The 21,765-nt window shown below is 68.7% G+C and carries 18 protein-coding genes, 1 pseudogene and 1 riboswitch; of the genes and pseudogenes, 6 read left to right on the forward strand and 13 right to left on the reverse strand.

The features are described from left to right. Positions 1-21: 21 nt before the first annotated feature. Genes cobT through LRR16_RS04420 form a run of 5 tightly spaced genes read right to left on the reverse strand, consistent with a single transcriptional unit; the run spans position 22 to position 5,745 of the window. On the reverse strand, positions 22-1,101 hold the full coding sequence (gene cobT / locus LRR16_RS04400) for a nicotinate-nucleotide--dimethylbenzimidazole phosphoribosyltransferase (protein ID WP_232204902.1): 1,080 nt from the start codon (positions 1,099-1,101) through the stop codon (positions 22-24). A gap of 3 nt (positions 1,102-1,104) precedes the next feature. Continuing rightward, positions 1,105-1,794, reverse strand: a complete 690-nt coding sequence (gene cobO, locus LRR16_RS04405) for a cob(I)yrinic acid a,c-diamide adenosyltransferase (protein ID WP_255674014.1) — start codon at positions 1,792-1,794, stop codon at positions 1,105-1,107. Between the two features lie 44 nt (positions 1,795-1,838). Continuing rightward, positions 1,839-2,663, reverse strand: a complete 825-nt coding sequence (locus LRR16_RS04410; RefSeq protein ID WP_232204903.1) for an ABC transporter ATP-binding protein — start codon at positions 2,661-2,663, stop codon at positions 1,839-1,841. Positions 2,664-2,673: 10 nt separating this feature from the next. Further along, positions 2,674-3,726, reverse strand: coding sequence for an iron ABC transporter permease (locus tag LRR16_RS04415; protein ID WP_232204904.1), 1,053 nt, complete (start codon positions 3,724-3,726; stop codon positions 2,674-2,676). Between the two features lie 57 nt (positions 3,727-3,783). After that, the gene (locus tag LRR16_RS04420) at positions 3,784-5,745 is read right to left on the reverse strand and encodes a TonB-dependent receptor domain-containing protein (RefSeq protein WP_232204905.1); all 1,962 of its coding nucleotides are present in this window, start codon (positions 5,743-5,745) and stop codon (positions 3,784-3,786) included. 79 nt (positions 5,746-5,824) lie between these two features. Continuing rightward, positions 5,825-6,108, reverse strand: a riboswitch (cobalamin riboswitch). A gap of 209 nt (positions 6,109-6,317) precedes the next feature. Between LRR16_RS04420 and LRR16_RS04425 the strand changes: the two genes are divergently transcribed. The 5 genes and pseudogenes from LRR16_RS04425 to LRR16_RS04445 all read left to right on the forward strand — a co-directional run bounded on the left by LRR16_RS04425 (position 6,318) and on the right by LRR16_RS04445 (position 10,043). Continuing rightward, entirely contained in the window at positions 6,318-6,653 is a 336-nt protein-coding gene (locus LRR16_RS04425) for a hypothetical protein (protein ID WP_006577387.1), read from the forward strand. Beyond that, positions 6,650-6,970: pseudogene (locus tag LRR16_RS04430) on the forward strand (cell division protein ZapA); the annotation flags it as partial. The gene LRR16_RS04425 and the pseudogene LRR16_RS04430, both read left to right, overlap by 4 nt. 895 nt (positions 6,971-7,865) lie before the next feature. Beyond that, positions 7,866-8,312: an EVE domain-containing protein gene (locus tag LRR16_RS04435; protein WP_043438401.1), complete on the forward strand. Its 447-nt coding sequence runs from the start codon at positions 7,866-7,868 to the stop codon at positions 8,310-8,312. Between the two features lie 80 nt (positions 8,313-8,392). Next, entirely contained in the window at positions 8,393-9,205 is an 813-nt protein-coding gene (locus tag LRR16_RS04440; RefSeq protein ID WP_006577390.1) for a sulfite exporter TauE/SafE family protein, read from the forward strand. 127 nt (positions 9,206-9,332) lie between these two features. Next, positions 9,333-10,043: an SIMPL domain-containing protein gene (locus tag LRR16_RS04445; RefSeq protein ID WP_232204906.1), complete on the forward strand. Its 711-nt coding sequence runs from the start codon at positions 9,333-9,335 to the stop codon at positions 10,041-10,043. 173 nt (positions 10,044-10,216) lie between these two features. On the opposite strand, the gene LRR16_RS04450 is transcribed toward LRR16_RS04445, so the two are convergent. The 7 genes from LRR16_RS04450 to LRR16_RS04480 all read right to left on the reverse strand — a co-directional run bounded on the left by LRR16_RS04450 (position 10,217) and on the right by LRR16_RS04480 (position 18,427). Further along, entirely contained in the window at positions 10,217-11,767 is a 1,551-nt protein-coding gene (locus LRR16_RS04450) for a malonyl-CoA synthase (protein WP_232204907.1), read from the reverse strand. A gap of 65 nt (positions 11,768-11,832) precedes the next feature. Then, entirely contained in the window at positions 11,833-12,615 is a 783-nt protein-coding gene (locus LRR16_RS04455) for an enoyl-CoA hydratase-related protein (RefSeq protein WP_232204908.1), read from the reverse strand. Between the two features lie 55 nt (positions 12,616-12,670). After that, the gene (locus tag LRR16_RS04460) at positions 12,671-13,663 is read right to left on the reverse strand and encodes a tripartite tricarboxylate transporter substrate binding protein (protein WP_043440206.1); all 993 of its coding nucleotides are present in this window, start codon (positions 13,661-13,663) and stop codon (positions 12,671-12,673) included. A 172-nt stretch (positions 13,664-13,835) separates the two neighbouring features. Continuing rightward, positions 13,836-15,350 carry a malonyl-CoA decarboxylase domain-containing protein gene (locus tag LRR16_RS04465; protein WP_232204909.1) on the reverse strand — a complete coding sequence of 505 codons (1,515 nt, stop codon included), beginning with the start codon at positions 15,348-15,350 and terminating at the stop codon, positions 13,836-13,838. A gap of 73 nt (positions 15,351-15,423) precedes the next feature. After that, positions 15,424-16,158 (reverse strand): GntR family transcriptional regulator, encoded by a 735-nt coding sequence (locus LRR16_RS04470; RefSeq protein ID WP_064572677.1) that lies wholly within the window; start codon positions 16,156-16,158, stop codon positions 15,424-15,426. A gap of 239 nt (positions 16,159-16,397) precedes the next feature. After that, positions 16,398-17,228, reverse strand: a complete 831-nt coding sequence (locus LRR16_RS04475) for a CoA ester lyase (RefSeq protein ID WP_232204910.1) — start codon at positions 17,226-17,228, stop codon at positions 16,398-16,400. A 26-nt stretch (positions 17,229-17,254) separates the two neighbouring features. Beyond that, positions 17,255-18,427, reverse strand: a complete 1,173-nt coding sequence (locus LRR16_RS04480; RefSeq protein WP_232204911.1) for a CaiB/BaiF CoA-transferase family protein — start codon at positions 18,425-18,427, stop codon at positions 17,255-17,257. Between the two features lie 159 nt (positions 18,428-18,586). Between LRR16_RS04480 and LRR16_RS04485 the strand changes: the two genes are divergently transcribed. Then, positions 18,587-19,537: a LysR substrate-binding domain-containing protein gene (locus LRR16_RS04485; protein ID WP_023263818.1), complete on the forward strand. Its 951-nt coding sequence runs from the start codon at positions 18,587-18,589 to the stop codon at positions 19,535-19,537. A gap of 7 nt (positions 19,538-19,544) precedes the next feature. Here the strand turns inward: LRR16_RS04485 and LRR16_RS04490 are convergent, their stop codons facing one another. After that, on the reverse strand, positions 19,545-21,590 hold the full coding sequence (locus LRR16_RS04490) for a hypothetical protein (RefSeq protein WP_232204912.1): 2,046 nt from the start codon (positions 21,588-21,590) through the stop codon (positions 19,545-19,547). Between the last annotated feature and the right edge of the window lie 175 nt (positions 21,591-21,765).

Genomic DNA, 21,765 nt, shown 5'->3' on the forward strand with positions numbered 1-21,765 from the left:
TGGCGGCAGGTCGACGCGAGTCTATTGCGGCAACGCGCCGGCCGTGCTGACGCCCGCCGCCCCGAAGGTCGCCATCTCGCGCAGGAAGGCCACCGCCGATGCCACCAGCGGATACGCGAGCGCGGCGCCGCTGCCCTCGCCCAGCCGCAGGTCCAGCGCCAGCAGCGGCCGCGCGCCGAAGTGCTCCAGCAGCGCGCGGTGGCCCTGCTCGTGCGAGCAATGCGAGAACACGCAGTACGACAGCACCTCGGCATCGAGGCGGCTCGCGACCAGCAGCGCCGCCGACGCGATGAAACCGTCGACCAGGATCACCATCCGCTGCGACGCCGCGGCGAGGAACGCGCCCGCCATCATCGCAATCTCGAAGCCGCCCAGCGCGGCCAGCGCATCCAGCGGTTCGACCGCATCGGCATGCCGCGCCAGCGCCCGTTCCAGCAGCGCCAGCTTGCGCGCGAGTCCCGCATCGTCAAGGCCGGTGCCGCGCCCGACGCAGCCCGCGATCGGCAACCCCGCAAGCCGGCTGACCAGGCAGGCGGCGGCCGAGGTATTGCCGATGCCCATCTCGCCGAAGCCGATCACATTGGTCCCCTGCGCGGCATGGTGCATCACGCGGGCGGCGCCGGCGGCCAGGGCGGCCTCGGCCTGTGCGCGCCGCATCGCCGGTTCGTCGAGGAAGTTGCGCGTGCCCGCATCGATGCGGCAGTCCACCAGACCCGGCGCCGCGCCCGGCGGCACGCGCACGCCGGCATCGACGACCTCGAGCGCCATGCCGTGCTGGCGCGCGAACACATTGATGGCCGCGCCGCCGGCGGCGAAATTGCGGACCATCTGCACCGTGACGTCGGCCGGATAGGCGCTGACGCCGGCTTCGGCGATGCCATGGTCGGCGGCGAACACGATCATCGCCGGCCGCCGCAACACCGGCTGCGCGGTGCGCTGGATCAGCCCGATCTGCAGGGCCAGCGATTCCAGTCGCCCCAGCGCGCCGAGCGGCTTGGTCTTGTCGTCGATCGCGGCCTGCAGCGTCGGACGCAGCGTTTCGTCCAGCGGGGCGATCGCGGGCAACGTGAACTTCGATGCCGGGTTCGGTCCAGTGTTCATGGCTTACATCTCGATGCCGCGCTGGGCCTTGATGCCCTGCTGGAATGCATGCTTGACCGGCGCCATCTCGGTGACGGTATCGGCCGCGTCGATCAGCGCCTGCGGCGCGCCGCGGCCGGTGATCACCACATGCTGCATCGGCGGACGCGCGCGCAGATCGGCGATCACGGTCTCGACGTCCAGGTAATGCAGCTTCAGCGCGATATTCAGTTCGTCGAGCAGCACCAGGCCGATCGACGGATCGCGCAGCAGCTGGCGTGCGACCTGCCACGCGGCCTCGGCCTTTGCCACGTCGCGCGCACGGTCCTGGGTTTCCCAGGTATAGCCCTCGCCCATCACGTGGAACGCGCATTGTTCCGGAAAGCGCCGCAGGAACATTTCCTCGCCGCTGGGAAACGCGCCCTTGATGAACTGCACCACGCCGGCCTGCATGCCGTGGCCCAGCGCGCGGATCACCATGCCGAAGCCCGAGCTCGACTTGCCCTTGCCGTTGCCGGTGGTGATCACGATCACGCCGCGCTCGTCCTGCGCCGCCGCGATCTTCGCATCGACGACCGCCTTCTTGCGGACCATGCGGGCCTTGTGGCGTTCGTCGCGGCCCTCGGTGTCGTTGGTGTCGTTGGTGTCGTTGGTGTCGTGGGTGTCGTGGGTGTCGTTGGTGTCGGTCTGGTCGGAGTCGTGATGGCTCGTCATTGCGCGGAGCGGTATCGGTCAGGGGTAAGCGGCCCGGCCCTGCCTCATGCCGGGCCATTGGCGATCAACGCCGTATGCGCGCCCTGCGCGACGGCGACGATCGGTGTGCGCAGCGCGCGCGAACAGTGCGCGGGCGTCAGGATCTGATCCGCCGGGCCGTGCAGGCATTGGCCGTCCTCGGCCATCAGCAGCGCATGCGTGGCATAGCGGCGTGCCAGGTTCAGGTCGTGCAGGATCAGCATCGCGGCATGCCGGCCGGCTTGCGTCAGGCGCGCCAGCGTGTCCAGCACCAGGATCTGATGGCGCAGGTCCAGATGCGCCAGCGGTTCGTCGAGCAGCAGCAGCGGCGCCTGCTGCGCCAGCACCGCGGCCAGCGACACGCGCTGGCGCTCGCCGCCGGACAGCGTCAGCACATCGCGGCCGGCCAGGCCCGCCAGATCGAGGGCTTCCAGCAGATCCGCCACCACCGCGTCGTCGTCGCGGCCGCTCCAGCCCCATCCCGACAGATGCGGATGGCGGCCGACGGCGACCGCGTCGTGCACCGTCATCGAAAACGTATCGTGGATGGCCTGCGGCAGATAGGCGCGCTGCCGGGCCAGTACCTCGGGCCGCCGGCGCGCCAGCGTGGCGAGCGGCTCCTCGTCGAGCCGAACGTCGCCCCGCTCGGCTTCGCGCAGCCCGGCCAGCACCGCCATCAGCGTCGATTTGCCAACGCCATTGGGGCCAAGCACGCACCACAGCTCGCCGGGCCGCATGGTCAGCTCGAGCGCGTCGAACAGCGTCTTGCCGCCGGCACGCAGGCTCAGGTCGCGCAGCGACAGCCGTGGGCAGGGCACGGTCGGGACGGTCCAGTCGGCAGCGGTCGTCATTGCGGATCCTTCATCGCGGCCGGCGCAGCAGCAGGAACAGGAAGGTCGGCACGCCCAGCAGCGCGGTAATCACGCCGACCGGCAATTGCGCCGGCGCGATCGCGGTGCGCGCGATCAGGTCCGCCGCCATCAGCAGCGTGCCGCCCAGCAGCGCCGCCGCCGGCAGCAGCAGGCGCTGGTCGTTGCCCCACGCCAGCCGCACCAGATGCGGCACCACCAGGCCGACGAAGCCGATCGAACCGGCGGTCGTGATCGACGCCGCGATCGCCAGCGACGCGACCAGGTAGGCCGACAGCCGTACCCGGCCGACGCGCACGCCCAGCGACTGGGCCACGGTCTCGCCGAGCAGCATCACGTTCAGCGCGCGCGCCATCGGCAGCGTCAGCAGCAGCGCCAGCACCAGCGTGCCGAGCGCGAGCCCGTAGCTGGCGGTGCCGCCCAGATCGCCGGTCAGCCAGAACAGCATGCCGCGCAGCCGGGCCTCGGGCGCGATGCTCAGGATCAGCGTGATCACCGCACCCCAGCCGGCGGCCAGGATCACGCCGGTCAGCAGCAGCCGCGATCCGGCTTCATGATGGCCGCCCTGGACCTGCGGATGCAGCAGATCGCGCCGCGCCAGCGTGGCGACCAGCACCATCGACATCAGCGCGCCGCCGGCGGCGCCGGCCTGCACGGTCCACAGCGGCGCCAGCGTCAGCATCGCCAGCAACGCGCCGGTGGCCGCGCCGCCCGACACGCCCAGCACATAGGGCTCGGCCAGCGGATTGCGCAGCAGCACCTGCATCAGCGCGCCGGACAGCGCCAGCAGGCCGCCGCAGGCGAACGCCGCCGCGGCGCGCGGCAGCCGCAGCTCGCGCACGATGGCGACCGCGGTGGGGTCGGCCGCGCCATGCCCGCCCGATGCATCGGCCAGCCCGGCGAGTCCGAACAGCGCGTGCCAGACCTGCGACAGCGACAGGCCGACGCTGCCGACCGCCAGCGACAGCAGGAACACCGCCACCGCGGCAGTGGCCAGCAGCGCGCAGACGGCCAGCGCGCGCCGCATCTCAGCGGCGCCGCGCATCGGTCTGCCTGCCGTCGTACGCGCCGTTGCCGGGGCCGCTGTCCGCATCGATGCCGCCTATCGCTGGCGCCAGCCGAGCGTGATGAAGCCGGCCCGGCCCTGCGTGTTGTAGGGGTAGGCCAGCTGGTAGTCCTTGTCGAACAGATTCTCGACGCGGGCGGCGATGAACCATTGCTTGTCGATGTTGTAGCGCGCGTTGAGGTTGACGATACCGTATCCGCCCAGCGTGCGCGAGCCGCTGTCCCGGCGCGACGACGACACGATCCACTGGCCGCCGAAGCGCCAGTTGCCGACATCGCGGCCCAGGTCGAGCGCCGCATGCCGGCGCGCGCGGCGCAACAGCTGCGTGCCGGTCTGCTCGTCGACCGGGTTCTGCATCGTGACACTGGCGGTCACGTCGGTGCCGAGCAGCCGCGCGCGCCACGACGCCTCGACGCCCTCGACCTTGGCGCTGCTGACGTTTTGCGCGAGGAACATGCCGCTCGGCTGCAGCGCCGACGTGATCAGGTTGTCGTACTGCGTGCGAAAGGCCGTCACGCGCAGCAGGCCCGCGCCCTTGCTGTCGTACTGCGCGCCGATCTCGACCGAGCGCGCCCGCTCGGGCTGCAGGTTCGGCTGGCCATAGTTCGGGTAGTACAGCTCGTTGAAGGTCGGCGCGCGGAACGCATTGCTGGCGTTGGCCAGCAGCTTGAACTGCTCGGTCACGTAGTAGCCGTAGCCGGCGAAATAGCTGCCCTTGTCGCCGAAATCCGAATAGTGGTCGTTGCGCAGGTTCAGCTGCAGCTGGTGCTTGCCGATGCGGCCGTCGTAGCCGCCGAACACCGACACCACGTTGCGGCTGGGCGCGGCATACGAGTTCGAGTCGAACTGCTGCTGCAGGTATTCGGTGCCGAACATCAGCTGGTGGCCCTTGGCGAGCGCGTATTCGTTCTGCCAGGTGAACTGGCGCGTGCGGGTCTTGAAGCGGCTGTCGAACACGCCATTCAGCGTGTTGTCGCTGTCGTCCTCGCTCTGCGCGACCTTGAAGCGCGTGGTCCAGTCCGGTGCCAGCTTGCCGTTGACGAAGGCGGACAGCGTATAGAGCTCGCTGTCGCTGCGCCAGTCGTCGGTGGGCCGGCCGAACGTGCTGTCGTAGGACAGCTTGCTCTTGCTGTAGTAGGCCGCGACGCCCGCCTCCCAGTCCGGCGCGAAACGATGCTTGATCTGGCCGGAGACGCTCTTGTTCTCGTACGGGTTGTCGTTCGGGTTGGCGCGCGGCTGCAGGCGCGTGTTCACCGCCGAGAAGCCGTCGGTCTTGAAGATCGAGCCGGTCAGGTTGAACGAGGTATCGCCGACCTGGCCGCCGTAGCCGACCGTCGCGCGGCGCGTATTGTCGCTGCCGTATTCGACCTGGGCATTGGCGGCGGGCGGCTTGCCGGCACCGCTCCTGGTGAAGATCTGCACCACGCCGCCGATCGCGTCGGAGCCGTACAGCGCCGATACGTTGCCGCGCACGACCTCGATGCGGTCGATCTCGTCGGGCAGGATATTGGCCAGTTGCGCGGTGCCGCTGCTGGCCGAGGCGATGCGCACGCCGTCGATCAGGATCAGCGTCTGGTTGGAATTGGCGCCGCGCATGAACAGCGTGGTGTTGGCGCCCATGCCGCCGGTGGCGGCCAGTTCCACGCCGGCCTGCGTGCGCAGCAGCGAACGCAGGTCGGGCGCCTGGCTGTTCGCGATCTCCTGCCGCGTGATCACGGTGGTATGGGGCAGCGCCTCGTCCAGCGGCTGCGCGGTGCGCGTGGCGCTGACGACGACCGGGGCCAGCGCGGTGTCCGGCGACTGCGGGGACTGCTGCGCCAGCGCGGGCCATGCGCACAGCGTGGCGGCCGACAGCAGCGCGGCCTGCGCGGGGGAGCGGACAGGCGCGCGGACAGCGACGCGGACAATATCGGAGGCGATGGCTTGGGCGCGGGCGCGCGCGGTCGGGCGCGGGGCCGGCAGTGCCGGGCGACGCGACCTCGAAGACGATGAAAGCATGGTGCTCGAGCGGAAGTGATAGCCTGGCCCGTTCCCCCGCGGACCGTCTGGCGGTGAGGCTGCGCGAGCGCGATGGCGGCCGGCATGCCCGCATCCAGGCCGGTATCCGGGCTGGCGATCGGCACCGTCCGCCTTCCCGGAACCATCGGTCCAGTGGCATGTGGGACGGTGAGGCGAGGCCGGCGGGCGTGGAGACGATCGTGCCGATCGGCTCGGGCGCGGCGGCGATCGCAATCGCTTACCGTTGCGGGGGCAGCACAGGTTGGACCGGCATCGCGCGGCGGCGTGGCGGACTCGCTGTTTCCCGTTTAACTGCAATCCGATGGGGACCGGATCGCGAGCACCTGAAAACGCGCGTGAGTGTAGGCAGTTTGACGGCCCCCGTCAAATCGGCGGCGCCTGCGGCCCATTGCGCCGCCGCGTGCCCCTGAGCGGCGCGCATTGCGGCCAATGACCGACGATCGATGCAACTTCGAGGGGAATGCACGGTCACAATCGCTTCCCGCAGTGATGACGCGGATCATGCATCGGCTAGAATCCCGTTACCTGACACCCTGAGACACGACAGGCCCATGCTGACCGAACTCGAACAACTGGCCGCCAAGATCGGCCGCGTGCTGCACCACGCGGATACGCTGGCGGCGGAAAACCAGCGGCTGCGCGAGGAGATCGAACGCCTGCAGGCGGAGGCCGCGCAGCTGCGCAGCGATCGCGAAGCGATGGCTGCCGATCGCGAACTGCTGAACATCAAGATCGAGGAAGCGCAATTGCGCATCCAGTCGATCCTGGACAAGCTGCCCACGGCCACCGATGCGCGCCAGCTGGACCTGCTCGAGGAAGGGGAGCTTCCCGCCGAGCGCATCCAGGGAGAACCGCGCGGCGCCCAGCCTTCCGGAGAACACGCATGAGCGGCAACAAGCAAGTCGAAGTCCATATCGCGGGGCAGCCCTACCGCTTCGCGATCGCCCCCGAGAACGAGGCCGCACTGCTCGAAGCGGTGGCCCTGGTCGACGACCAGATGACGCGGATCAAGTCCGGCGCCTCCACCAAGGGCGTCGAACGGGTCGCGGTGATGGCCGCGATCAGCATCGCCTCGGATCTGCTCGCGCTCAAGCGCAAGCAGCAGGAGGACGGCGCGATCCCCGTGGACGCGGTACGTGCCCGCATCCGCGAGCTGAACGAGCGCGCCGACGAGGCGCTGCGCCAGTACGCGCATGTCGGCACCAGCATGGTCGGCGGTATTGCGGCCAATACCGCTGGCCATACCGCTGGCCATACCGCCGGCAATACAGTTTCGCCGGCGCAATCGTGACCCCTTGAATTGCATCCAGGGACCCGCATATGGGTCCTTGTGCAAGGGCCTTCACCATGGCGATATACGGCCATACAAGGGATGTGAAGACCGTGCCGCGCCTGCCGCGCAAAATGTAACGACAAGCCAGGACACGCTTGGTATGCGCGAAACCCCGGTGTATAGTGGAGCCACTGCACGGGGTACCAAGGTGCAGAAGCATGGTCGGGTTATCGCGCCCGGCCGCCGTTCTCCTCCCATCCTAGTTAGAAACGGCAAACGTCTGACCTCCCCCGGACTTCGAGTCCGGGTCAAACCGGATAGTCAGACGTTTGACAGTTTCCCTGCCTGGTTCGCGAAGGTCATAACTCCTTGAACCGATATGCATTGCATGGTGCGGGATGATGCCGTGTGGGCGAGCGCGTCACAGTGTTCATAGCGCAGGTCTCGAACCTGGGCTCCCTGAATAGGTGATGTACCCGAAATGCGGCTTCCGCAGCCACACTGAACCTCACTTGGGTTCAGGATGCCGACCCAACGGCCGAGGCGGGGACCCCATGCAAGAGGCGATGGTCTTTGGACCATCGCCTCTTTTTTTTGCCCGCGCAGTGGCCTGCGATTTTGCCTGCGATGCCAATGCGGACGATGATGGCGCTTTCACGGTATGCTTGCCGCGTCGCGCCGCCGCTGCCAGGCCCTTGCCGCGTGCTCGCGATGCCGTTCCGACCATCCAAGACGTGCGAGCATGAGTCCCTCCGACAAGAAGGCGGCCACCAAAGCCGCCGACAAACCGGCCGCCGGCGCGTCCCGCGCGCGCCAATACTGGCTGATGAAATCCGAGCCCGACGAGGCGAGCATCGATACGCTGGCCGAGCAGGGGCGTCTGCCCTGGACCGGCGTGCGCAACTACCAGGCGCGCAATTTCATGCGCGACGCGATGCGCATCGGCGACGGCGTGCTGTTCTACCACTCGTCATGCCCGCAGCCCGGCATCGCGGGGCTCGCCGAGGTCTGCTCGACGCCCTACCCCGATCCCACCCAGTTCGACCCAGACAGCAAGTATCACGACCCTGCGTCCAGGCCCGAGCATCCGCGCTGGGAGCTGGTCGACGTCAAGTTCGTCGACAAGTGCGAGCTGATCTCTCTGGCGGCATTGCGCGAGCATCCGGAGCTGGCCGACATGGTCGTGCTGCGCCGTGGCAACCGGCTGTCGATCACGCCGGTCACGCCGCAGGAATGGCAGTTCATCACCACGCGGCTGATGGGACGCCGCTGAACCGCGTGCGATCCTCGCGGGCAAGACACGAGCCGCCCGCGCAATAACCATAACGAAAAACATCACGAAGCGATCCACGCATGACTCTCTCCCTGATTCCCGCGCTGCTGCTGCTCGGCGCGTTCACCGGCTTCTGCGCCGGGCTGCTCGGCGTCGGCGGCGGCATGATGATGGTGCCGTTCCTGACCCTGACATTCAGCTGGCTGGCCTTTCCCGAACAGGCGATCGTCCATATGGCGATCGCCACCTCGATGTCCACGATCCTGTTCACCTCGCTGTCGTCGGTGCGCGCCCACCACAAGCAGGGCGCGGTGCGCTGGAAGATCGTATTGGCGCTGGCGCCCGGCATCCTGCTGGGCGGCATGATCGGCGGCGGCAAGGTGTTCGCCGCGCTGAAGACCGGCTGGCTGTCCCTGCTGTTCGCGCTGTTCGTCGGCTTTTCGGCCTCGCAGATGCTGCGCAACCGCAAGCCGTCGCCGAGCCGGCAGCTGCCCGGCTTTCCCGGCATGTTCGGCGCCGGATCGGCGATCGGCTTCCTGTCCAGCCTGGTCGGCGCCGGCGGCGGCTTCGTGTCGGTGCCGTTCATGACCTGGTGCAACGTACCGATCCACCATGCGGTCGCCACCTCCGCCGCGCTGGGCTTTCCGATCGCCGCGGCCAGCGTGATCGGCTATGTCTGGAGCGGCTACCAGATGACCGGGCTGCCTGCCGGCTCGCTTGGCTACGTCTATCTGCCCGCGCTGGCGGTGATCGCGATCGCCAGCGTATTGACCGCGCCGCTGGGCGCCCGCACCGCGCACCGGATGGAGGTCCGCAAGCTCAAGCGGATCTTCGCCGGCATGCTGTTCTGCCTGGCCGCCTACATGCTGTGGAAGGCCTGGCAGGCATTCTGAACGAGCCGGCGGCGGCGCGATGCGGGTGCTGGCTCGGTAAGACGCCGATACAAGCGCCCCGCGGGCCAAGGGAACCCCGCGCTGCCAGTGACCGTCTGATCACCATCACATTGTCATGGAGAACTCGATGAAGCAATTGCTCGCCGCTACCCTGCTCGGTATCACCGCACTGGCCGCCTCCGCACAGGGCGGACCGATGCCGCCCGAAGGCTGGCAGCCCCCCGCGGGCGTGCTGTCGCTGTCGGCGGAGGCCGCGGCCGAGGTACCGACCGACGTGGTGCGCGTGACGCTGGCCGCCGAGCAGGAAGGCGCCGAGCCGTCCGCGATCTCGTCGGCACTGTCGGCCAAGGCCCAGCAGGTGATCGAGCGCGCCAAGCGCGTATCGGGCATCCAGGCGGAATCGGGCGGCTTCACGATCTATCCGAGCACCGACCGCAACGGCCGCATCAGCACCTGGCGCGGACGCGCCGAGGTCATCCTGCAGTCGCGCGATTTCACCGCGGCCTCGAAGCTCGCCGGCGAGCTGGCCAGCCAGATGCAGGTGCAGAACATCAGCTTCTCGCTGTCGCGCGAGGCGCGCCTGGCGGCGGAGAGCAAGCTGACCGAACAGGCCGTCGCCGCGTTCCGCGACAAGGCGCAGACGACGACCCGGCTGTTCGGCTATGGCAGCTATACGATCCGCAGCGTGCAGGTCGGCGAGGCCGGTGCCGTGACGCCGATGCCGCGCATGTACGCCAAGGCCGCGATGGCCGCCGCGGAGGCCGCGCCGGTGCCGATGGAGGGCGGCAAGGCCCAGGTCACCGTGACGGTCAATGGTTCGGTGCAGATGCTCAAGTAACGCGCCGCCAAGACAGGACACCGCCCCATGGTGTTCTCCCTCTCCCTCTCAGGGGGAGAGGGTTGGGGAGAGCGAGGTGGTCAAGCGGCGCAGGCAATGCCAGCGCGGCTGCCCTCTCCCCCGGCCCCTCTCCCGCAGGCGGGAGAGCGGAGCCAATCGAGCGGAACGCGGCTCTAACCGCTGAACCGCTCCCGCAGCAGATTCTTCTGCACCTTGCCCATCGTATTGCGGGGCAATTCATTGACCAGGTGGATCCGCTTGGGCACCTTGAAGTTGGCGATCCGGTGCTTCAGCGTGCCGATCATCGCCTGCTCGTTCAGTTCGGCGCCCGGCTTGCCGACCACCACCGCCACCACCGCTTCGCCGAAGTCCGGATGGGGCACGCCGATCACCGCGCTCTCCTGCACACCGGGCATCTCGTCGAGGAAGCTCTCGATCTCCTTCGGATAGACGTTGTAGCCGCCGGAGATGATCAGGTCCTTGCTGCGGCCGACGATGGTCAGATAGTCGGCCGGCACCTTGCGCTCGCCCGACATGCCGACGATCGCGCCGCCGAAGCGGCCCATGTCGCCGGTCTTGAACCAGCCGTCCGCGGTGAACTCCTCCCGCGTCTTCTCCGGCATGCGCCAGTAGCCCTTGAACACATTGGGCCCCTTGACCTCGACCGCGCCGATGTCGCCGGCCGCGCAAGGATTGCCGTCGCCATCGACCACGCGCACCGACACGCCCGGCAGCGGACGGCCGACGGTGCCGCCGATCCGTTCGCCCTCGCCGGCGTCATAGGGATTCGACACCAGCATCACCGTCTCGCTCATGCCGTAGCGCTCGAGAATCGTATGGCCGGTGCGCTCGCGGAACGCCTCGAAGGTCTCGAGCAGCAGCGGCGCCGAGCCCGACACGAACAGCCGCATGCGGCGGCACGTGTCCTCGTCGAAGCGCTGATCCTGCAGCATCCGCACGTAATAGGTCGGCACGCCCATCATCACGGTCGAGCGCGGCAGGAAGCGCAACACCTGCTCCATGTCGAACTTCGGCGCCCAGATCATCTTGGCGCCGGCCAGCAGCGCGCCGTGCGAGGCGACGAACAGCCCGTGCACATGGAAGATCGGCAGCATGTGCAGCAGCACGTCGTCGCTGCGCCAGCCCCAGGCCTTGTGCAGCGTCTCGGCATTCGACGACAGGTTGCGATGCGTCAGCATCGCGCCCTTGCTGCGTCCCGTGGTGCCGGAGGTATAGAGGATCGCCGCCAGGTCGTCGGGCCCGCTTTGCACGGTGTCGAAGCGGTCCGGCTGCGCGGCGGCGCGCGAGAGCAGCGTGCCGCCGCGGTCGTCGTCGAGCGTGAATACATGCCCGGTGCCATGGCGGAACGCCAGCTTCGACACCCAGCCGAAATTGGCGCTGCTGCAGACCACCACCGCGGGCTCGGCATTGCCGATGAAATAGTCGATCTCCGCTTCCTGATACGCCGTGTTCAGCGGCAGATAGACGTAGCCGGCGCGCAGCGTGGCCAGGTACAGGAACAGCGCCTCCGGCGACTTCTCGACCTGCACCGCGACGCGCGAGCCTTCGGGCAGATCGAGCGAGGCGAGCAGATTGGCCAGCTTGGCGGTGGCGCGATCGAGATCGTCCCAGCTGTAGTACAGGCCGTCGTGCGTCTCGATGCAGCAGGCCTCGCGCTTGGCGGGGAAGCGGGATTCGAACAGGGCGAACAGATTGGCGTTCATGCGATCAGCGGATAAAAAGCTTGGGGGATAAAAAACGGGGAACGGCAGTGGCGGCGCCAGGCGCCCTAGTGCCCTTCAAAACGGGGCGGGCGGCGCGCCAGGAAGGCGGCGACGCCCTCGGCATGGTCGCGGCTGGCCGCGTACGAAAAATGGGCATCGAGCTCGGCGTACGACAGCGGCGCCGGTTGCGGCGACAGCCGCGCGATGGTGGCCTTGTTCATGCGGGCGGCCAGCGGCGCGCCGGCGGCGATGCGGCGCGCCGTGGCCATCGCCTCCGCGGCGACGTCGCCGCGCGGTACCACGCGCGTCAGCAAACCCTTGGCCTGCGCCTCGGCCGCATCGAACACCCGGCCCTCGAGCAGGATCTCCAGCGTCGCCGCGCGGCCCGCCAGCGCCAGCAGGCCCTGCAGCTCGCCCGGCGCCATCGGGAAACCCAGCTTGTTGATCGGCACGCCGAAGCGGCTGTCCGTCGCCGCGATCCGCAGATCGCAATGGCAGGCGATCTCCAGCCCGCCGCCGACGCAGACGCCCTCGATGCAGGCCACGGTGGGATGCAGGCAGCCGGCGATCGCGGCCAGCGCCGGCGCCAGCAGGTCGACGTGGTAGGCGCGCACCGAGGCGGGATCGCCGCGCAGCCGCGGAAACTCGGCGATATCGGCGCCGGCGGCGAAGTTGCCGTCGGCGCCGCGCAGCACCACGCAGCGCAGCGTGCGGTCCGCCGACAGGCCCGCAAAGCCATCGGCCAGCGCGCGCCACATCGCCTCGGAGATCGCGTTGAGCTTGCCCGGATTCGACAGCGTGACCAGCGCGATGTCGCCATCGCGCTCGAAGCTGACCGCGCCGCTCACAGGGCCCTCCGCGGGTCGGGCGTGGCCATCGACGTCGTCGCGCACATCATCGCCATCAATCCATCTTGGCGCCGGACTGCTGCACCACCTGCGCCCAGCGCTTGATCTCGGCGCGCTGGAACTGCGCGAACTGGTCCGGCGTGTACGACGGCGTCTCCGAGCCGTTGTTCAGCCAGATCTGCTTGAGCTCGGGCGTATTCAGGGCCTTGTTGACCTCGGCGTAGAGCTTGTCGCTGATCTCCTTGGGCGTGTTCTTCGGCACCCACAGCGCATACCAGGTCGACACCTCGTAGTTCGGCACGCCCGCCTCGGCCGCGGTCGGCACGTCGGGGAACGCCGGCGAGCGCTTGGGCGCGGCCACCGCCAGCGCCCGGATGCGGCCGCCGCGGATATGCTGGGCCGACGAACCCAGCCCGTCGAACACCATGTCGACCTGGCCGGCGATCAGGTCGGACAGCGCCGGGCCCGCGCCCTTGTACGGGATATGCGTGATGAAGGTCTTGGTCTGGATCTTGAACAGCTCGCCGGCCAGATGGTGCGACGACCCGTTGCCGGCCGAACCGTAGTTCAGCTTGCCGGGATTCTGGCGCGCGTAGGCGATCAGTTCCTGCAGCGTCTTGGCCTGGACCTTGGTCGGGTTGACCACCACCACCTGCGGCGGCTGCGCGATCACGGTGATCGGCACGAAGTCCTTTTCGATGTCGTAGTCCAGCTTCTTGTAGAACGAGGGCGCGATCACATGGTGCGCGCCGCCGATGAAGATCGTGTAGCCATCGGGCGCGGCCTTCGAGGCGAGGCTGGCGCCGACCGTGCCGCCCGCGCCGCCGCGGTTGTCGATGACGAACTGCTTGCCGAGCTGCTTGGACAATTGCGCCGCCAACGGGCGGGCAAAGGCATCGGTGCCGCCGCCGGCCGGGAACGGCACGACGATCGTGACCGGCCTGGACGGCCACGGTTCCTGCGCCGCCGCCGGCGCGAGCGCCATCATCGCGATGCCGCCGGCCACTGCCAACATCGTTGCCGTCCGCTTGAACTGACTACGTTCCATGGTGTGTCTCCTCGCTTTGTCTTATGAAAATGCGATGTGAACTGCTGGTGTCAACCGCGTTGGAACTTCCCGTCGAAAATGCACTGCCGAAACTGGATGATGTGGATGAGGCGGTGATGCGATGCGGCGCGCAATGCGAGCCGGCACGTCGATGCCCGCCGGCTCCCTCCCCTCAGGAACGCGCCAGCAGCTTGGCGACAGACCGGCTGATGCGCGGATTGCCCTCGCCGAGCTTGGCCAGATTGTCGTCGAGCGCTTCCGGCACGTACAGGTAATTGACCATCATGCCGCACGACTGCGCGCGCCCCTTGCTCGACAGGTCCGCACCCCAGTTCAGCCGCTCGACGCAGGCGCCATTGCCGAGGTGAAAACGCGCCACCGGGTCGGCTGGCAGCGCACCGTTGCGCGCGTGCACCAGGAAGTGCGCGGCCAGCGCCAGGCCGCTGTCGCGCACCAGCGCGTCGTCCGAGCCCGCACCCAACGCGGCAAGCCATTCGGCACCGGTGGTCGGTACCGCCGGCGGCGTGGTCTCGCCCGCGGCCGGCGCGCGGGCGCTCCAGCGCTGCATGCACTTGCCGCCCAGCACCTTGGCGACGGTATCGCCGTCCTGCTTGCGCAGCCAGTCGGCGAAACCCGGTATCGGCGACAGCGTGGCGTACTGCTTGACCTTGGGAAAATCGCGCTGCAATTCCTCGATGACGCGCTTGAGCAGGAAATTGCCGAAGCTGACGCCGCGCAGGCCCGGCTGCGTATTCGAAATCGAATAGAAGATCGCCCATTTGACGCGGCGCAGGTCTTCCTGCGGCGCCGCTTCGTCGAGCAGGCTTTGCACGTTGGCCGCCATCTCCGGCACGAAGGCGACTTCGACGAAGATCAGCGGCTCGCGCGGAATGCGCGGATGGAAGAACGCGTAGCAGCGGCGATCCGAATCGAGCCGGTTGCGCAGATCGGCCCAGGAGGCGATCTCGTGCACCGCCTCGTAGCGGATCAGCTTTTCCAGCAGCGACGCCGGCGAATCCCAGGTGATCGGCTGCAGCTCGAGCAGGCCGACGTCGAACCAATTCGACAGCAGGCCCTCGAGGTCTTCGTCGAGCGCGCGCAGGCCGGGGATCTTCTTGTACCAGCGCAGCATGTCCGCTCGCAGGTGAATGATGAAATGCAGGCCGCAGACCGACTTCGCGCTCGGGCCGTGCAGCCCGGCCAGCCGCTTGAAGAAGCGGATGCGGGCGCTCGACAGCGCATGGCTCAGGCCCGAGCCGTTGCGCCCGGCCTTGCCGCCCTCGGCCGCGGCGGCACCATCGCCGCCGCCCTGCGCGCCGTTGCCGGCGACCTCGGCGAGCAGCGTCAGCATCGCCTGGCGAGTCGGCTCATCGGCGGCCTCGTATTCGTTGCGCCAGGCCTGCGCCGCCGCGTTGGCGGCGCCATCGGTCAGGCGGGCATCGAAGCACAGCCGCAACTCCTCGCGCTGGCGGCGCTGCACGCGCGCGCTCAGCGTGGCGGGCTCGGCGGCGCGGGCCTTGCCGTCGTTGGCCGCGCTCGCATCGGCCGGGGTCCCCTTGCGGTTCCACCAGCGTCCGAAGCGCGCCAGCAGCGTGCCGCCGGCGGCGTCGGGACGGGCGTCTCCCAGGGTTTCGCTGGCACCGAGCGGCGCGCTGACGGTCTTGTCTCCGGTCTCGAAAGAAGTCATCGAACTACCTGTTGGGCAAAGGATGGAGCGAACTCGGAACGGGATGGTGTGCGTGGTTCAGGTGGTCATCGGGTCAGTGGTCCGACGCGGCCTTGGCGGCGAGGCGCAGCCGGCTGTGGCGCCGCCGCGCGGGGACCTCGGGTTCGGGCGCCGCGGCCTGCGCGTCCGCGTCCAGCGCCTTCAACGCGGCGCGCTGGCGCAGCAGGTGGGTCTTCATCATCGCCTCGGCGCCTTCGGGATCGCGCGCCTTCAGCGCGGCGAAGACCGACAGGTGCTCGGCGCAGGATTCGTCGATGCGGCCCGGCAGCTGCAGGCTCTTGTGCCGCGACAGCCGCAGCACCTTGCGCAGGTCGCCGATCAACCCGGACAGCCAGCGATTGCCGGCAAGCCGCTGGATCGCCTCGTGGATCTGGTAATTGGTTTCGTAGTAGGCGTCGATCTGGCCGGCGCGGGCATAGCGCGCCAGATCGCGATGCAGGTCCTCGAGCGCGTCGAGGTCGGCGGCGGTGGCATTGCGGGCGGCCTCGTAGGCGCAACGGCCTTCGAGCAGCGCCATCAGCGGAAAGATCTCGTCGAGATCCTGCTCGGACAGCTCATTGACGAAGCAGCCGCGGCGCGGCTCGAGCCGCACCAGCCCTTCGGCGGCCAGTACCTTCAGCGCCTCGCGCAGCGGCGTGCGCGAAATGCCGAGCGTGGTGGCCAGGGCCGCTTCGTCGATCCAGGCGCCGGGCACGAGCGTGTGCTCGTCGATCATGGCGCGCAGGCGATCGGCAACTTCGAGATACAGCGCCTGCTGGACGATGCGCATGGGTGCCTCCCGGTGCGATGCATGGACATTGCGATGGGCGCACCAGCCAGGCAGGCCCTCGCAATAATTCATAATTATGAATAACGGCGAGGGAATGGCAAGGCGTTTCGATGTTGCACAGCGTCATGCCCGCCGCGCCGCGTTTGCAGCGGCACTGACGGGCGACGGCTCAGGGGTTCTGTCGCTTCCGTTGCTTCAGTCGTTTCGGATGCTTCAGTCGCTCGGTTGCTTCGGTCGCTTCAACCGTCGGCCAGGATGCGCCGCGCCCGCTCCAGCACCGGGCGATCGACCATCTTGCCGTCCACCGCGACGGCGGCGCCGTCTGCGGCCGCGGCGGCCTCGACCACGCGCCTGGCCCAGGCCAGTTCCGCCTCGGTCGGCGCGAGACCGGCGTGGACCGGCGCCACCTGGGCCGGGTGGATCAGCAGCTTGGCGCCGAAGCCGAAGGCGCGCGCACGCGCGGTCTCGGCCGCCAGCACCGTGGTATCGCCGAGCGCGGTGCAGACGCCGTCCACCGGCGCAGGCAACCCGGCCGCGCGCGAATGCAGCACCAGCAGGCTGCGGAACGCATGCAGCGGCTCGCCCTCGTCGCCGACGCCAAGATCGCCCATCAGGTCGATGCTGCCGAACAGCAGCCGGACCACGCTGGGCTGCGCGGCCAGTTGCGCGAGTTGGGTGAAGCCGGCCGCGGTCTCGAGCAGCGCGTGGCATTGCACGGCCGGCAGCGCCTGCCGCAGCGTCCGCATCGCTTCGGCATCGGCCTTCGGCAGCACCAGCTTGTCGACACCGAGCGTCCGGCACCAGGCGATATCGTCATCGTGGTACGGCGTGCCGGTGGCGTTCACGCGCACCAGCAGCAGCACGCCGGCATTGGCGGCCTGCTGCGCCAGCGCGGCCCAGGACGCACGCAGGCCATCGCGCGCGGCGGCCTTGTCGGCCGGCGCCACCGCATCCTCGAAATCGACGATCACCGCATCGGCTCCGGCGGCCAGCGCCTTGCCGATCCGCTCCGGGCGGTTGGCCGGAACGAACAGGTAGCTGCGCGGCAGCCGCGTGTCCGGAGTCGTCATCGTCGTCGCCATCCCGATACTAGCCCTCATACCGCGCCGGCCGCGCGCATCGCGGCAACCCGTTCGCCCGCGATGCCGAACTCGGCCAGGATCGCGTCGGTATGCTCGCCCAGCGCCGGCACCGGGTCCATGCGCGCATCGGCCATGCCGGGCGGCAGCAGCGCGGGGATCGCGCCCGCCGGCGTGTCGACCTGGCGCCAGCGCCGCCGCGCCGCCAGCTGCGGATGCGCCCAGACGTCGGCCATCGTATTGACCTGCGCGTTGGCGATCTTCGCCGCTTCGAGCCGCGCGCCCACCTCGTCGGCACTCCATTGCGAGAACGCCGCGACAATGCGTTCGCGCAGCGCGCCGCGGTTGGCGCTGCGCAGGCTGTTGCTGGCGTAGTCGGGGTGTGTCGCGAGTTCGGGCTGCTGCAGCACCGATTCGCAGAAGACCGCCCACTCGCGTTCGTTCTGCAGGCCCAGCATCACGGTCTTGCCATCGCCGGTCGGGAACGGCCCGTACGGATAGATCGTGGCGTGCGAGGCGCCGGCGCGCGGCGGCGGGGATGCGCCGTCGAACGCGTAGTACAGCGGAAAGCTCATCCACTCGACCATCGACTCCAGCATCGAGATATCGATGCGCTTGCCGCGGCCGGTCTGCCCGCGCTCGATCAGCGCGGCCAGGATATTCGAGTAGGCGTACATGCCAGCGGCGATATCGGCGATCGATGCGCCGGCCTTGACGCCCTCCTCCGGCGTGCCTGTCACCGAGACGAATCCCGACTCGCTCTGCACCAGCAGATCGTAGGCCTTCTTGTCGCGATAGGGACCGTCGGCGCCGTAGCCCGAGATATCGCAGACGATCAGCCGCGGAAAGCGCTCGGACAGCACGGCATGATCGAGCCCCAGCCGCGCCGCGGCACCCGGGGCGAGGTTCTGCACCAGCACGTCGGCGCGCGACAGAAGCGCCTCGAGCACCGGCGCCGCGCCGTCGTGCTTGACGTCCAGCGTCAGGCTCTCCTTGCCGCGATTGGTCCAGACGAAGTGCGACGACAGGCCGCGCACGCGATCGTCGTAGGCCCTGGCGAAATCGCCGGCGCCGGGACGCTCGATCTTGATCACGCGCGCGCCGAGATCCGCCAGCTGGCGCGTGCAGAACGGCGCGGCGATGGCCTGTTCGAGGGAAACGACGGTGATGCCTTCAAGCGGTCGGATCATGGCGGTGGCCTGGCGGAGGACGATAGGAAGGAATGGGCGGCCGGGTTGGCGCGATGGCATCAATCTAGCCGCGATCGCCGCCGCGCGGAAATACGGAATCGCGAGCCAGCCATAAGTACAATCAATACCTTCGACTTTCACTGGTCATTGGGGCGGGACATGGATATCCGGGGCATGCGCTATTTCGTCGCGATCGTCGAGCATGGCAGCCTGACCCGCGCCGCCGAGGTGGCCCACGTCGCGCAGCCGGCCTTGAGCCAGCAGCTGGCCGCGCTCGAAGCCGAGCTGGGCGTGGCGCTGGTGCATCGCGGCGCCAAGGGCGTCAAACCCACCGAGGCCGGCCGCACGCTGTACCGGCACGCGCGCTCGATCCTGAAACAGGTCGACATGGCGCGGGCCGACGTCAAGGTCGCGGGGGCGGACATCGCCGGCAACGTGGCGATCGGCCTGCCGACCACCGCCGCCGCGGCCTTCGGCATGCCGCTGGTGCGGGCGGTACGCGAACGCTATCCGGGCGTGCGCCTGCAGCTGTTCGAGAGCATGAGCGGCTATATCGCGGAGCTGCTGAACAACAATCGGCTCGATTTCGCGATCCTGTTTCGCGAAACGCCGTCGCGCGCGGTCGAGCTCGAGCCGCTGGCCAGCGAGGCCCTGTATCTGGTCGGCACGCCGCCGATCGCCGTGGAATCGAAGCGGCGTCGCGCCGCATCGGGCAAGGAAGCGACCATTGCGTTGAAGTCGCTGGCCGATATTCCGCTGGTGCTGCCGAGCGGGGCGCAGGGGCTGCGCGAAGTGCTGGAGCAGCACGCCAGCGGCGCCGGCATTCGGCTGCAAGTCGTCGCGGACCTGGACTCGCTGCCGATCCTGCTGCAGACGGCGCGCGAAGGGCTGGCCTGCACGATCCTGCCCGCGTCGTCACTGAGCCGTGAGCCGGACGACGCTGCCCTGCCGACACGGCTGATTCTCCCCGAGCTCGGCCGCACGCTGTCGCTTTGCTGGCCGCGTGCGCTGCCGCGGACCGCCGCGGCCGAAGCGGTGGCCGAGGCGTTGCGCGAAATCGTTGCCGCCAAGATCGCGGAAGGCGGCTCGTTGAAGGCCGCGCGCGCCTAGTGCCGGATTACAGCGAAGGCGACGGCGACGGCGCCGTCGGCGGATCCTGCCTCAATTCCCGCTCCATGATGGCCGCGCGCGAGGCGATAGGCCGGGCGAAGAACCGCATCGCTCTCTCGAGCGTCAGGCCCCGGAAGGTTCGCTGGAACACGGAAGCGCAGACGTCGTCCAGCTGGCGGACCAGCGCGCCGGCCTCGGCAATGGCCGCGTTCCAGACCTGGCTGGCCTCGGCCCGCTCCGTGGGACTCGGCAGATCATCGAAGCGCAGGCTGTTGCCGTCGTCGAACAGCGCGCGTAGTCCGGTCACGTGATTGCCAAGAAACCAGCCGCGTTCCATCGACATCGTGACGGCCAGCTGGTTCATTGCCCGGGCGGTGGCAAAGCGGCCGGCATGCAGGCCGCCCATTTCCTCGAGCGCCAGCATCTCGCTGCGTACCTTTTCCAGCAGCTGGAAGGCGCACAGAGCCTCGACCATGACGTCCTCCTTGTTCCCGGCCCCTTCGATCCGGTTCGGATAGGGCTGCGCGAGCGCCGTCGAAAGGTGCTGCACATATCTCGCCGCCGTCCGTATGCGGCTCTCCGCCCAGGCCCGGCTCGCCTCCCACTGTGGCCGTACGTCGATCGGCGGCGCCTGCACCGCTTGCACTGACTGCACTGCCGAGGTACCTGGTGCGCCCGCGTCGTCGACCACTTGGACGGTATCGTGCAGGGTCTGCGAGGCGCTGTCGCCGATCCCGAGGCCATAGGCGGACGGATCGCCCAGCCCGTCCGGGCCCTCCTCCATGTCGACCGAGTTGTACGACCCAATGGTCGAGGTGGATACGGTTCGGCTCAACGTGCGGTCGCTGGCCGGATCGCTTCCATTGTCGACCGACGCGTGGACCGACGCGTCGACCGACGTGTCGACCGGCGCCGCGTGCGCGGGGTGCTCCGCCGTGCCCGACGGATTCTTGCGCTCGAAGCCTAGGCGGTGCCAAAGCTGTTCGATCATCTGATCGTGGTCCAGGACTTCGTTCCAATCGCTGTCGTCATTGTCCACCACGTCGTCAGGCGCGTCGTCTGCGCTCCGATCGGGGGAGATGAGCTGCGACGATACGGTGCGCGCCAGACCGCCCTGCGCCTGCGCCCGCTCGCTGCCATGGTCGACCAGGCGCTTGGCCGCATCGCACAGCTTGCTGTCCCGCACTGCCGTGCAAAAGTGGAACGCGCCAATGTCGCTGCCACAGAGTTCCGTCAGCACGTCCAGCGGCAGCGGTGCCGAGAAGCCTGGATTGGCCTCGAGCCAACGGCTCATCCGGTTGCCGAGCTCGTCTATCAGCCGGGCAAGAGCCGGCTGCCGGTCAGGAAAGTGGCGATAGGCCTCGGGCCTGGCGAACACTTCCCCTGCGCCGAAGATGGTGGCGATCACGCCCACGGCCGCCGATGCCCCCGTTCCCGCCGCACAGGCCGCGGTCAGCAGGAAGGACCCGCCCAGCGCAACGCCGGTCACGGCCACTGGCCACAGGATCACCGCCAGCGTGACGGCACCGGCAATGCCGAGCAGCGCGCCCACCGCCAGCGCGATGGCCTTGCCGACGCTGCGTTTTTGCACGTGAGGGGCGGTCTCGTCTTGCAGCGACTGAAGCTTCTGCATCAGCGCCTGGCATTGCGTCGCGAGCTTCAGGTTGCGTGCCATCACCACGGCGGTGTGCCGCTCCTGCGCCTGCGCGCCCGCCTCCCATGGCATGGTGGCTCGATGCTCGAGCTGCACGATGTCGCGCGCCGCGCTCAGCAGCGCCTCCAGGTCCTTGCCGCATTCTTCGAGTGTTCTTCTCAGCGGCTGCTTCTGGCTGGCCGGAATGGCCAGCGCGTCGATCGTTCTTTCCAGTCGATGCAAATGCTGTGCGCAGTTCGCTGTCACCGTGTCGCCGATCGCGCCTTCCGCCTGCGCGAGCGTGTCGATCGGCGCCTCGGGAGACGGCGGGCGGGTTCGATCGCCGACATGGTCCCGGATGCCGGAAGTCAGGGATGGAAACAGGGAGGTGGCGATGGCGGGAGCGGACAGCGGCGGCATGATCGGTCGGGAAGCGGGCGGAACGGAGGGAAGAGGAGCGAAGGCGAAGGCGACAACGCAATCGCCGATGCGCCGCAGGATCGCGCAAGTTATGTGCAAAGGCTTTCATAAAACAACAAGCAACTCGCGATAAGTGACACATGTCTCTTGAGCCATGCCGAGCCGTGGACGCATG

This window comes from Cupriavidus sp. UGS-1, from assembly GCF_021213615.1.
GTDB lineage: Bacteria > Pseudomonadota > Gammaproteobacteria > Burkholderiales > Burkholderiaceae > Cupriavidus.